The following is a 12,249-nucleotide window of genomic DNA, read 5'->3' as shown; positions in this document are numbered from 1 at the left end:
GTGGCGTTGGCGAGCTTGTCCCATAGTGGTAGCGCGCCGCGCGGATCGAACCCGGCACGTGCGGCGATGTCGCCGCCGATGACGTCGGCTTCGGTTTCGTCGGTGGCGTCATACCTGATCGACGAGACGGATGGGCCTACGCCCGATGTGAGTCCCGGCGCGCCGTCGAGCTCCGCCACACCGAATAGCTGCGGCATCGGGCTCGCGCCGAGCATCGTCTGCTGCGCGGCAAGCCGCTCGCGTACCTGCTCGCGCAGCGCGTGCGCGATTTCGTGGCCCAAGAGCATGCCGAGTTCGTCGTCGTGTAGTTGAATGCGATCGAGCAAGCCCGTGTAGATCAGCATTTTTCCGCCCGGCAAACTGAGCATGCTGATGCGCGATGAACGCACGACGTTGATTTCCCAGTTCCACTCCTTGACGCGCTCGCTCCACTTGTTGGCGAAGGGTGCAATGCGCATGGCGATGGTGCGCGCGCGTTTGACGCGCGGATCCGAAGCGGGGAGCAGCGTGCCATTTTCGCGCGCACGTTCGATGAGCGCTGCGTACTCCGCGGCGGATTGGGCCTCGAGGATCGGCGAGGGCACAAGGCTGCTGAAGGTGTTGTCGTTTTCGAGGCGCACCTGTGCGCCCGGCACATAGTTGGGTGCAGAGCCGACGACAGGCGCGCTGGCCTCCACGGCTTGAAGTACCGACGGCAGGATCGACAGCAAGACGGACAGCAGGAACGGCGACGAGGCGCTGCGCGCGCATGCGAGCGCCTGCGCCCACCAGCCTGACCGATAGCCGACAGGCCATTCGAGTTCAGTCGACCGCTTGGGTCGATTGAGTCGATTGGGAGCGCGGCTGCCTGCCGTCAAGCGCGTGCCCGCCATGGTGCGATCTTCGGCAAAAGCAGCATGCCGGGCACGGCCAGCACGGCACACACGAGGAAGTAATCGAACCAGCCGATGCGCGAGACGATGAAGCCGCTGGCTGCCGACGCCAGCGTACGGGGCACCGACGCGAGGCTCGTGAAGAGTGCGAACTGCGTGGCCGTGTAACGGGGATCGGTTGTGCTCGCGATATAAGCCGTGAAGGCCGCGAGCGTAAGCCCGGTCGAAAACGTCTCGAACCCATAGATCACAGCGAGAGCAAGAGGGGACGGACCGATGTGCGCGAGCCACGCAAAGCCGAGTGTCGAGACGATCTGCACAGCACCGAAGATCCATAGACCCTTGGCGATGCCGATCTTGACGAGCCATGCGCCGCCGACGATGCCGCCTGCAATGCTGGCCCAAAAAGCCGTCGCTTTGGCGATGACGCCGATCTGGGCCGTGCTGAAGCCCAGATCGAGGAAGAACGACGTCGAGAGCGTCGTTGCCATCGTGTCGCCGAGCTTATACAGGAAGATGAACGCGAGCACGAGAAGCGCCGCCGCCCAGCCCTCGCGCGAAATGAATTCGGCGAACGGCAGTGCCACGGCTTCGCGCAAGTTCTTGGGAGGCGCGCCATGCACTTCGGGCTCGCGCACGACCAGCGTCAGCACGATGCCGGGCAACATGAACACGGCCGTCGCGACGAAGACGGTGGACCAGGGCAAATGGGCCGACAAGATCAGCGACAGCGAGCCCGGAATGAGCGCTGCGACCTTATACGCGTTCACGTGCACGGCATTGCCGAGCCCCTGCTCCATGTCGGAGAGCAACTCGCGCCGGTAGGCATCGATGACGATATCCTGGCTCGCACCGAAAAATGCGACGAGCGCGGTGAGGGCAGCGACGGTCCAAATGGCGTCGCGTGGCGAGACGAAGCCGAGCGAGGCGATGGCACAGGCGACGAGAAGTTGCGTCGCCAGCATCCAGCCGCGACGACGGCCCGGACGCCATCCCGGCAGGCGCGGCACGTAGCGGTCCATCAGCGGCGCCCAGATGAACTTCCACGTATAGGGAAACTGGATCAGTGCGAACAGCCCGATTTCCTTCAGATTGACGCCCTCGCTGCGCAGCCATGCCTGCACGAGGTAGACGAGCGTGAAGAGAGGCAGCCCCGACGTAAAGCCGAGGAAGACGCAAATCAGCATGTGCCGGTTGAGGAAGGCGCCCAGACCGGGGTGCTCCTCATGAGCACTGAGCGCGCGAGCTTCGCGCGGTGGGTTCGGTATCTCGCGTTTGATAATCGGCCCCTACGGTGCGGCGCATGAGCCACATCAAACAGACGGCTCACTGCATTTCCAGAGTAGACCGCAAGCCTACCATGCCGGTCGACGCGCCAATGCACGACAAGGCGGCGCGCGTCCTGCGCGGACGCCGCACGCCGCACTACCGGGTCAGCGAGCCGGTTGTGCTCTTCGCTTGACGCGGTACACCGCCAGACTGCCCCGCCAATTCGCGCCCCACCGCACGGTGCGGCCGTCGTGCAAGACGACACGGTCGAGAATATCGATGCCGACCTCGGGAGCGAGCGCTTCGAAGTCTTTAATCGTCAGCACGCGTACGTTCGGTGTGTTGTGCCATTGATAGGGCAGCGATTTCGAAACCGGCATGCGACCCTGCATCACCGCGAGCCGGTGCGGCAGATAGCCGAAGTTCGGAAACGAGACGATGCATTCCTTGCCGACGCGCACCGTCTCACGCAAGATCGCGGCCGTCTGGTGAATGGTCTGCAGCGTTTGCGAGAGGATCGCGAAGTCGAAGCTGTCGTCCTCGAAGAGCCGCAAGCCATCCTCGAGATTCTGCTGGATGACGTTGACGCCCTGTTTCACGCAAGCGAGCACGCCCGCGTCGTTGATTTCGATGCCGTAGCCGCTTACCTCGAGCTCCTCGCCCAAAAGCGCGAGCAGCGAGCCGTCGCCGCAGCCAAGGTCGAGCACCGTGGAGCGCGGCTCCACCCAGCGCGAGATCGCGCGAAAATCGGCTCGCGTCGCGAGCGAATCGATGGCGGACTGGTTCACGCGCCGACCTCCTCAGCAATGCGTTCGAAATAGGCGCGCACGACGTTGTGATAACGCGCGTCCTCGAGCAGAAACGCGTCATGACCATGTGGCGCGTCAATTTCGGCGTAGGTGACCTGCCGCTTGTTGTCGAGCAGGGCTTTGACGATCTCGCGTGAGCGCGCCGGCGCGAAGCGCCAATCGGTCGAGAAGCTGACGACGAGGTACTGAGCCCGCGTATGCGCGAGCGCGGCGCTCAGATTGCCGTCGAACGCCTTCGCGGGATCGAAGTAATCGAGCGCGCGCGTAATGAGCAGATACGTGTTCGCATCGAAGTAGCCGGCGAACTTGTCGCCTTGATAACGCAAATACGATTCCACCTCGAACTCGACATCGAAGTGGAAGTTGTAGCTGTCCGCCGTACCGTTCGCGCCGTTCTCTCGGCGCAGAGCACGGCCGAACTTGGCCGCCATGTCGTCGTCGGACAGATAGGTGATGTGACCGATCATGCGCGCCACGCGCAAGCCGCGCTTCGGTATCACGCCATGGGCGTAGTAGTCTCCGCCGTGAAAGTCCGGATCGGTGAGAATCGCCGAGCGCGCCACTTCGTTGAACGCGATGTTTTGCGCGGTCAGTTTTGGGGTCGAGGCAATATCGATGCAGTGCGCGACACGCTCGGGGTACAGCGTGCTCCATGCAAGCGCCTGCATCCCGCCGAGGCTGCCGCCCATCACGGCGGCGAAGCGCTCGATGCCGAACGAGTCGGCGACACGTGCCTGCGCGTTGACCCAATCCTCGACAGTCAAAACGGGAAAACTCGCGCCATAGGGGCGTCCGGTGGCGGGGTCGATGCTCATCGGCCCGGTTGAGCCGAAGCAGGAACCCAGGTTGTTCACGCCGATCACGAAGAACCGGTTCGTGTCGAGCGGCTTGCCCGGTCCCACCATGTTGTCCCACCAGCCGACATTTTTCGGCTCGTCGACATACCGGCCGGCGACGTGATGCGATGCGTTGAGTGCATGACACACAAGCACGGCGTTCGAACGCGCCGCGTTCAGCGTGCCGTAAGTCTCGACCATGAGGTCGTAGCCGTTCAGCGTGCTGCCGTTTTGCAGCGCGAGCGGCTCAGTGAACTGCATGCGTTGTGGAGCGACGATACCGATCGATTCCATTCATTCCGCCTTCTGACAGGGCGGCTAAATGGTGTCGGCGATGCGCGGGGGAAGTGATGCGCGGCTGACGACCTCTTTAGCCGCATTTATAGTGAACCCTCTGAAGGGTTCGCGCGCCCGCAATCGAGTCGACAAATCGGCGCGCTGCTCGGAATCCCATCTGTTTTCGAAAGCGCTTTTGAGGACGCACTTTCGAAAACCTGCTTTCAAGGACCAACCCGAGCCCGAATCCAGGCGCTCAATCAGGCATGCTTGCGCATTGCACAATGACACCGTTGCACGCTGGAAATGCACACTGCTGTTCCAATGGCACCGCACAATATACGTCGAAAAAAGCCGACGTTACGCGATAGAACGCCATCTTCCTGGCAGCGAATGCGAAAGCATAGCCGAAAACCCTAGGTCGCGCTATTGCAGAATCAGCCGCAACTGCGCGTCGGCATGCTGATCCGGGGCATGCGTGAAGCCGCTCTTCGCGTAACGGTGCCATCGGCCGAGCACATAGCTGACGATGAGGCTCGCCCGCACGGCTGGATCGTAATTGGCTGGCAGCGCCGTGGCGGGGGCGTCGGTGCCGGGCGGGCGGTGATTGGCGTCCATCAGCGCGAGCCGCAGACATTGCTTGACCGAAGTTTCGACACGTTCGAGCATCCGCTCGACGCGCTCGGCGAGGCGCTCGTGCTCGCCCACGAGGGCCTCGCCCGTGAGCACGCGGGTCATGCCGGGATTCTTCGCGGCAAATCTGAGGAGCATCAGGCCGATTGCGCGTGCCTGTAGTACTCCGTCAGGCTCGCGCGCGGTGATCTGGTTGATGAGGCCAAAGAACGTCGACTCGATGAAATCGATGAGCGCCTCATACATTTGAGCTTTGCTGGCGAACTGGCGATAGAGCGCGGCCTCGGAGACACCGAGCCGCGCCGCAAGCGCCGCCGTCGTGATCTTTTCGCCTTTTGGGGCTTCGAGCATGACGGCGAGTGTCTGCAGAATATGGACGCGGCGTTCGCCGGGCTTCATGCGCGCCGCCCGCCCGCCGCTCGCGCCTGCGCGCTGCGCCGGAATCTCGCCGTTTTCGATCGCTACTGTCTGTCGTTCAGTCGACTGCATGTGCGCCCCGAGAGGTGGTTAGCCTTCGGAGCGATTTTAGCGAACGAACACGACAATCGACATAGTGCGGCCGCCCTGCGCCGGGTAGTCGTGAAAGGGAGCCGTCCTTGCGCGGTGCCGCGATGAGGTGTCCGACGATCCAGACGGTGCGGATGCCGAGCCGTCGATAGCGCTTCAGGTGGCCGCGCGTATCTTCGACGAGCACCACATCGGCGACGCGCACACGGGCCTCGCGCAGCACGCGGCGCAGCACCGGCATGTCGGGCTTGGCGTGCCAGACGCCGCGTCGGCGCATGTGCTCGATCGCGATCACCTGTTCGAAATGGCGTTCGATGCCGAGTTCGGCGAGCACTGCGCGCGCATAGGCTTCGGGGCCGTTGGTCAGGATCAGCTTGCGGCCCGGCAGCGCAGCGAGCAGCCGCGCGAGACCGCGCTCGGCGCGCACCATCGCGGCGAGGTCGGGGAACGTGTGGACGACGCGTAGGAAATCGTGCGGATCGATCTGGTGATGGCGCGCAAGGCCCATGAGCGTGGCGCCGTAGCGGCGCACATAGCCGAGCCGCAGGCGGTCCGCTTCGGCTCGATCGACGCCGAGCGCATCGATGATGTACTGCGTCATCGCCGCGTTGATCGCTGGAAAGATCGCGTGCGAGGCTCGATGCAGCGTGTTGTCGAGATCGAAGAGCCAGACGGGCCGGCTACTGGTCGAGGCGCTGCGGCGCGCTCGGCGCCGCTGGGTGATCTGGCTCGGCATAGGCATCGGCGGGGGCACGGGCGGCCGGGGCAGGGGTGAACTGGCGTTTTACCGACGGCGCGCCCGCTCGGGCCGCGCGCTCAGTGGGAGCGGATCATAGTGCCGAACGGCTGCTCGGTCAGGATCTCGAGCAACACTGAGTGTTCGATTCGCCCGTCGATGATGTGTACCGAGGGCACACCGCTCTTGGCTGCGTCGAGCGCCGACGAGATCTTCGGCAGCATGCCGCCCGAGATCGTGCCATCGGCGAAAAGCGCATCGATTTCGCGTGCGGAGAGATCGGTCAGCAGGTTGCCGGATTTGTCCATCACGCCGGGGATGTTCGTCATCATGACGAGCTTCTCCGCGTTGAGCACCACGGCGAGCTTGCCGGCCACGAGGTCCGCGTTGATGTTGTACGACAGGCCGTCTTCGCCGAAGCCGATCGGGGAGATGACCGGGATGAAGGCGTCGTCTTGCAGCGCCCGCACGACAGCCGGATTGATCGTTTCCACCTCGCCGACTTGGCCGATATCGACGTACTGACCAGGATTGTCGCGATCCGGCATCATGAGCTTGCGCGCGTGGATGAGCCCGCCGTCCTTGCCGGTCAGGCCCACGGCATGGCCGCCGAAGTGGTTGATGAGCGTGACGATGTCTTGCTGCACTTCGCCGCCCAATACCCATTCGACGACTTCCATCGTCTCTTCGTCGGTGACGCGCATGCCCTGCACGAAGGTGCCTTGCTTGCCGATTTTCTTGAGTGCCTGGTCGATTTGCGGGCCGCCGCCGTGCACGATGACCGGGTTGATGCCGACAAGCTTGAGGAGAATGACGTCGCGCGCAAAGCCCTGTTTGAGCCGTTCTTCGGTCATCGCATTGCCGCCGTATTTGATGACGACAGTCTTGCCATGGTACTGGCGGATGTAGGGCAATGCCTCGGCCAGAATTTCAGCTTTCAGAGCGGGGGGAATCTGGGTTAGGTCGAGAGGCTCAGACATGGCGGCAAGCTCGGCGGTCAAACGGGTTGAGACGATTGGAACGGTCGATGCGGTAAAACGGGTGCAACCGCGGCGAAAACAGGCCGAATTGTACAGGACTGACAGCGCTCGACCGCGGTTTTTGGTCGCATCCGCAACGGCTTTACGCGGGTTGGCGGCCACGAGTTCATGCGTTCGGCCGCGAACGCTGGCATGATGCGCTTATCTTTCGTTTTTTCCGGTGCGGATCGTCATGTGCCCGTCGAATCCTGTGGAGGCCGATGCGGCGCCGGCGCGCTGCCCGCGCTGCGGCGAGGCGTTCGATTGCGGACACGAATCGTCAGGCTGCTGGTGCTCATCGCAGCGGTTGCTCGGCGCCGAGCGGATTGTGCCCGGCATGTCTTGCCTTTGCCCGAAGTGCCTTGCGGCAGCGCTCGCGGCTTCGTCCCGTCCGCCTGCACAATGATCGCCCGATGCAACGTATCACCAACACCGGCCGCGTAAATCTCGGCCATCTTTTCTGGCTGCGGAGCCTCGCCATCATCGGCCAACTCGCGACGATCGCTGTCGTCGAGAAGTTTTTTGGCGTGCATCTGCCGCTGCCGGCGATGCTGACGGTCATCGGGCTCGAAATCGCCTTCAACGCGCTGACGTGGGTGCGCGTGAAAGGTGCCCGTTCCGAGACCAATCTTGAACTGCTCGGCCAGCTTTGGGTCGACCTCGGCGCGCTGTCGGGGCTGCTCTTTCTGTCGGGCGGAACGACGAACCCCTTCGTTTCGCTTTATCTGCCTTCACTTGCCATCGCCGCCGCCGTGCTGCCGTGGACCCACATGATCTGGCTGGCGATTTTCGCGATGTGCTGCTACGTCGCGCTGGGCTTCGATTCGGTGCCGCTCAATCTCGACAATCCGGCTAACCTTTTTGACTACTACCGTTCCGGGATGTGGGTCAACTTCATGGTGAGCGTCGGGCTGATTGCCTGGTTCGTCGCGCGCATGTCGAGTGCGCTGCGCGTGCGCGATGCGATGCTCGGCGAGGCGCAGCAGCAATTGCTGAGGGACGAGCGGGCGGTAGCCCTCGGCGTGCAGGCGGCCACGGTTGCGCACGAGATGGGCACGCCGCTTTCGACGATTGCCGTGATTACCGAGGAGTTGCGCGATGCGGCGCGCTCGGACAAGGGACTAGCGCCCTATGCGGACGATATCGCGCTGCTTGAGCGGCAGATGACGCTTTGCACGTCGGCGCTTGCGCGGCTGCGCAGCCGTGCGTCGCACTCGTCGCCTCGTGAGCGGCTCGGCGACTGGCTGGCGGGGTTCAGCGAGCAGTGGCGCCTTCGCCATCCCCAAGCCAAGCTCGAGCAACCGGCGCTACCCGCGAACGATGTGTGGCTCGACGATACGACGGCCATCGGCCAGATTCTCACCATCCTGCTCGATAACGCGGCGCGCGCGAGTCGCGACAACGTCAAGTTGAAGGCGGCCGTAGCCGATGCTTTCGTCGAGTTCGACGTTCTCGACAGCGGGCCAGGCATTGCGCCGGCGCTGCGCGCACAGCTTGGCGCCGCCCCTGTGGACAGCACCCAGGGTGGGCACGGCGTCGGCCTGTATTTGGCTTTTTCGGCCGCCGCGCGTCTGGGCGGCCAGCTCGAGTTGCTCAACAGCGAGCCGCACGGCACACGCGCCATTTTGCGTGTGCCGGCGGCCGCGTCCTCTTCTTCTGAATCCAAGGAGACTCCTTAATGAGCGATACGAACTTTCTCGTGATCGATGACGACGAGGTGTTCGCAGGCGTGCTCGCGCGAGGTTTGACCCGCCGCGGCTACACCGTTTTGCAGGCGCACGATGCACAAGAGGCGATCAAGGTCGCGAATGAGCATCGATTTGCGTTCATCACCGTCGATCTGCACCTTGGTAACGATTCAGGCTTGAATCTCGTTGCCCCGTTGCGTGATCTGCAGCCCGATGCACGCATGCTCGTACTGACCGGTTACGCGAGCATTGCGACGGCTGTCCAGGCCGTCAAAGACGGCGCCGACAACTACTTGGCGAAACCGGCAAACGTGGAAACGATCTTGAGCGCGTTGAAGGTGGAAGCCAGCGTGGAGCAGGCTGAAGCCGCGATTGAGAGTCCGGCGCTGCTATCCGTCGCTCGCCTCGAGTGGGAGCATATTCAGCGCGTGCTGGCCGAAAACGACGGCAACATCTCGGCGACGGCGCGCGCGCTCAATATGCATCGGCGGACGTTGCAGAGAAAGCTGGCGAAGCGGCCGGTGAAGCAGTAACGCTACGCGCGGCCGGCAAACAGCCGAAGAACAGAGAAGAAAGGCGGCCTCACCGAGAAAGCCGCCTTTCGATCGTGCCGGCCAAGCGGCCGGCTCAAAGCTCAACGCTTACAGCACGTATCGCGACATATCCTCGCTCTTCGCGATATCGCCCAGCGCCCGGTCGACGTAAGCCGCATCGACGCGCACCTGCGTGCCCGAGTGATTGCCGGCTGAGAACGAGACTTCCTCGAGCAGCTTTTCGATGACGGTATATAGCCGCCGCGCGCCGATGTTTTCCGTGCGTTCGTTGACAGCGTAGGCAATTTCGGCCATGCGGCGGATGCCGTCTTCGGCAAACTCGAGTTCGACGCTCTCGGTGCCGAGCAGTGCCTGATACTGCTTCACCAGGCTGGCGTCCGTCGCCACGAGAATCGATTCGAAATCCTGAACGGACAGCGACTCGAGTTCGACGCGAATCGGGAAGCGCCCTTGCAGTTCCGGAATCAGATCGCTCGGCTTCGAAAGGTGAAACGCGCCGCTCGCGATGAAGAGGATGTGGTCTGTCTTCACCATGCCGTATCGCGTATTGATGGTCGTGCCTTCGACGAGCGGCAACAAGTCGCGCTGCACGCCCTGGCGTGACACTTCTCCCCCGCCGATCTCGCTGCGCGACGCAATCTTGTCGATTTCGTCGAGGAACACGATGCCGTTCTGCTCGACGTTTTGCACGGCTTTCGCCTTGACCTCTTCGTCGTTGAGCATCTTCGCCGCTTCTTCGTCGGTCAGCACCTTGAGCGCTTCCTTGACTCTCATCTTGCGGCGCGCCTTCTTGCCGCCGCCTAAGTTGGCGAACATCGAGCGGATCTGCTCGGTCATGTCCTCCATGCCGGGCGGCCCCATGATGTCCATGCCGACCTGCGGCATCTCGACGTCGAGCTCGATCTCCTTGTCGTCGAGTTGGCCTTCGCGCAGGCGCTTTCTGAACGTCTGGCGCGTGGCGCTGCCTTCGGTCGATTCGCTCGCCTGCGTGCCGAAGCCAACCGGCCGCGGCGGCGGCAGCAGGACGTCGAGAATGCGGTCTTCCGCCTGATCCTGAGCTTGGGAGCGCACCTTGCGCATTTCGACTTCGCGCGTTTGCTTCAGCGAAATCTCCACGAGGTCGCGCACGATGCTGTCGACATCGCGGCCCACGTAGCCGACTTCGGTGAACTTCGTCGCCTCGATCTTGATGAACGGCGCGTCAGCGAGCTTGGCGAGCCGCCGGGCGATCTCGGTTTTGCCGACACCGGTCGGCCCGATCATCATGATGTTCTTCGGTGTGATTTCCTGGCGCAGCGGCTCCGCCACCTGCTGGCGACGCCAACGGTTGCGCAGGGCGACGGCCACGGCTTTCTTGGCCTTCTGCTGCCCGATGATGAACTTGTCGAGTTCCGAGACGATCTCGGCAGGGGTCATGGTACTCATCGTTTCCTCACTCGATCGTCTCGATGACGCGGTTGTGATTCGTATAAATGCACATGTCGCCGGCGATTGCGAGCGACTTTTCGACGATTTCGCGCGCCGAGAGGTCCGTGTTCTCCGCAAGCGCCCGGGCCGCAGCCTGCGCATAGGCACCGCCCGAACCGATCGCGCAGAGACCGCCCTCCGGGTCGAGCACATCGCCGTTGCCCGTAATGACGAGCGTCGTGGTGGCGTCGGCGGTAATCAGCATCGCTTCAAGGCGACGCAGCATGCGGTCAGTGCGCCAGTCTTTGGCGAGCTCGACGGCCGCTCGCGTCAAATTGCCCTGATGCTTTTCCAATTTCGCTTCGAAGCGGTCGAGCAGCGAAAAGGCGTCGGCCGTGCCGCCGGCGAAGCCAACGAGCACCTTGTCGTTGTAGATGCGTCGGACCTTCTTCGCGCCGCCTTTCATGACGATATTGCCCAGCGTCACCTGCCCGTCGCCACCGAGCGCGACCTGAGTGCCGCGCCGCACCGAAACGATCGTCGTGCCGTGAAATTGCTCCATTGTGCGATCCTTGAAAGACGTCAAAAGCGCCGGCGGCGCGTACGCGCCGCTCGGGCAAATCAGGTGGTGGACAAGCCGCGGGTGCATAGGCCGCGGCTCATGCGACGCACATCGGGTTCATTTTAGGGCGGGCGCGGGTTTATCAAGAGTCGCTGACGCAACTTAGTCGTCAAAGCGAGGCAAAGCGGCGCGGGGGCGCAAGCGCCGGGGCGGACGGTGGGTAGGTTTCGGAATCGGCAGCGGAAAAGAAAAGCGCGCGGCATGCCGCGCGCTTTCTCAGAAGCAGCGTAATTTGCGCAGCCCGCGAGCAGATTGACCGGCCGCGCGCTTTTGCGCTTTCAGTCGCCGAAGAGCTTCTGGCGCAGTTCCCGGCGCTCTTGCGCTTCGAGCGACAAAGTGGCCGTGGGGCGTGCGATCAGACGCGGAATGCCGATTGGCTCGCCCGTTTCCTCGCACCAGCCGTACTCGCCCGAATCGATCCGCGCAAGCGATTGCTGCACTTTCTTCAGCAGCTTGCGTTCACGATCGCGCGTGCGCAACTCGAGCGCATGCTCTTCCTCGATCGTCGCGCGATCGGCCGGGTCTGGCACGATCACGGTTTCGCGCAGGTTTTCGGTCGTCTGACCGGCGTTGCGGAGAATCTCCGCCTGCAACTGCTCGAGCCGGTTCTTGAAGAAGGCGAGCTGGTCCTCATTCATGTAATCCTTCTCGCCCATCTTCAGGATTTCGGCTTCGGTCAAGAGTCGTTTCGTCGTCATCTGCGTGCTTCTTTAATTGAGGCAAAACTTTTACATATTGCCCGCACTTTCGTGTTGCCCGCAATCGGCGCCATCAACGGTAGGCGCCTACAGCGGCCCGCCGTCCTCGCGGCAAGCGCGCCGATGCGGGGCCGACTTCCTTGGAAACCGATCCTCGGATGCTCCTCCCCGCGTCGAGCACGTTTCTCGATACGGGTGGCCCCGCGAAAACCACTCAGTAACACTCAGTAACGCGGTTTTCGCGTTTGTTTCGTCTTTGGTTTCGGCTGTTCTCCGGATAAGGTTTTCCGGTGCCGTTTGCCACTTGTGCCCACTTTAGCGGC

The 12,249-nt window shown here is 63.0% G+C and carries 14 protein-coding genes; 4 read left to right on the top strand and 10 right to left on the bottom strand.

The annotated features are described in order from the left end of the window. The coding region (locus VL598_RS12850; protein ID WP_325327106.1) for a M48 family metallopeptidase at positions 1-872 on the bottom strand (872 nt) is incomplete at its 3' end. Beyond that, on the bottom strand, positions 854-2,140 hold the full coding sequence (locus tag VL598_RS12845; protein WP_325327109.1) for an AmpG family muropeptide MFS transporter: 1,287 nt from the start codon (positions 2,138-2,140) through the stop codon (positions 854-856). The genes VL598_RS12850 and VL598_RS12845, both read right to left, overlap by 19 nt. Positions 2,141-2,175: 35 nt before the next feature. Here VL598_RS12845 and VL598_RS12840 point away from each other — a divergent pair, with 35 nt between their 5' ends. Then, positions 2,176-2,334, top strand: a complete 159-nt coding sequence (locus tag VL598_RS12840) for a hypothetical protein (RefSeq protein ID WP_325327105.1) — start codon at positions 2,176-2,178, stop codon at positions 2,332-2,334. Here the strand turns inward: VL598_RS12840 and metW are convergent. The 5 genes from metW to argB form a co-directional block, all read right to left on the bottom strand. Then, positions 2,306-2,929, bottom strand: a complete 624-nt coding sequence (metW, locus tag VL598_RS12835; protein ID WP_325327104.1) for a methionine biosynthesis protein MetW — start codon at positions 2,927-2,929, stop codon at positions 2,306-2,308. The genes VL598_RS12840 and metW overlap by 29 nt on opposite strands. Next, the gene (gene metX, locus VL598_RS12830; RefSeq protein WP_325327103.1) at positions 2,926-4,080 is read right to left on the bottom strand and encodes a homoserine O-succinyltransferase MetX; all 1,155 of its coding nucleotides are present in this window, start codon (positions 4,078-4,080) and stop codon (positions 2,926-2,928) included. Before metX ends, metW begins: the two co-directional genes overlap by 4 nt. Positions 4,081-4,488: 408 nt before the next feature. Further along, positions 4,489-5,184, bottom strand: coding sequence for a nucleoid occlusion factor SlmA (slmA, locus tag VL598_RS12825; protein ID WP_414718716.1), 696 nt, complete (start codon positions 5,182-5,184; stop codon positions 4,489-4,491). Further along, on the bottom strand, positions 5,171-5,938 hold the full coding sequence (locus tag VL598_RS12820) for a pyrimidine 5'-nucleotidase (RefSeq protein ID WP_325327107.1): 768 nt from the start codon (positions 5,936-5,938) through the stop codon (positions 5,171-5,173). Before VL598_RS12820 ends, slmA begins: the two co-directional genes overlap by 14 nt. An 80-nt stretch (positions 5,939-6,018) precedes the next feature. Then, positions 6,019-6,918 (bottom strand): acetylglutamate kinase, encoded by a 900-nt coding sequence (gene argB, locus VL598_RS12815; protein ID WP_325327102.1) that lies wholly within the window; start codon positions 6,916-6,918, stop codon positions 6,019-6,021. Positions 6,919-7,150: 232 nt separating this feature from the next. Between argB and VL598_RS12810 the strand changes: the two genes are divergently transcribed. From VL598_RS12810 to VL598_RS12800, 3 genes are read left to right on the top strand one after another with little or no spacing between them, the layout of a single operon-like run. Then, complete coding sequence (locus VL598_RS12810) at positions 7,151-7,363, top strand: cysteine-rich CWC family protein (protein WP_325327101.1); 213 nt, start codon at positions 7,151-7,153, stop codon at positions 7,361-7,363. Positions 7,364-7,370: 7 nt separating this feature from the next. Further along, positions 7,371-8,636 carry an ATP-binding protein gene (locus VL598_RS12805; RefSeq protein ID WP_325327100.1) on the top strand — a complete coding sequence of 422 codons (1,266 nt, stop codon included), beginning with the start codon at positions 7,371-7,373 and terminating at the stop codon, positions 8,634-8,636. Then, the gene (locus VL598_RS12800) at positions 8,636-9,178 is read left to right on the top strand and encodes a response regulator transcription factor (protein ID WP_325327099.1); all 543 of its coding nucleotides are present in this window, start codon (positions 8,636-8,638) and stop codon (positions 9,176-9,178) included. Before VL598_RS12805 ends, VL598_RS12800 begins: the two co-directional genes overlap by 1 nt. A 108-nt stretch (positions 9,179-9,286) precedes the next feature. Here the strand turns inward: VL598_RS12800 and hslU are convergent, their stop codons facing one another. The 3 genes from hslU to dksA all read right to left on the bottom strand — a co-directional run bounded on the left by hslU (position 9,287) and on the right by dksA (position 11,926). Further along, complete coding sequence (gene hslU, locus VL598_RS12795; protein WP_325327098.1) at positions 9,287-10,624, bottom strand: ATP-dependent protease ATPase subunit HslU; 1,338 nt, start codon at positions 10,622-10,624, stop codon at positions 9,287-9,289. A gap of 7 nt (positions 10,625-10,631) precedes the next feature. Next, positions 10,632-11,168: an ATP-dependent protease subunit HslV gene (hslV, locus tag VL598_RS12790; protein WP_325327097.1), complete on the bottom strand. Its 537-nt coding sequence runs from the start codon at positions 11,166-11,168 to the stop codon at positions 10,632-10,634. 338 nt (positions 11,169-11,506) lie between these two features. Further along, positions 11,507-11,926, bottom strand: coding sequence for an RNA polymerase-binding protein DksA (dksA, locus tag VL598_RS12785; protein WP_325327096.1), 420 nt, complete (start codon positions 11,924-11,926; stop codon positions 11,507-11,509). Positions 11,927-12,249: the final 323 nt, after the last annotated feature.

Source organism: Trinickia sp. (assembly GCF_035492435.1).
GTDB lineage: Bacteria > Pseudomonadota > Gammaproteobacteria > Burkholderiales > Burkholderiaceae > Trinickia.
The sequence above is the reverse complement of the archived record's forward strand: the minus strand, read 5'-3'. Positions and strand labels throughout refer to the sequence as shown.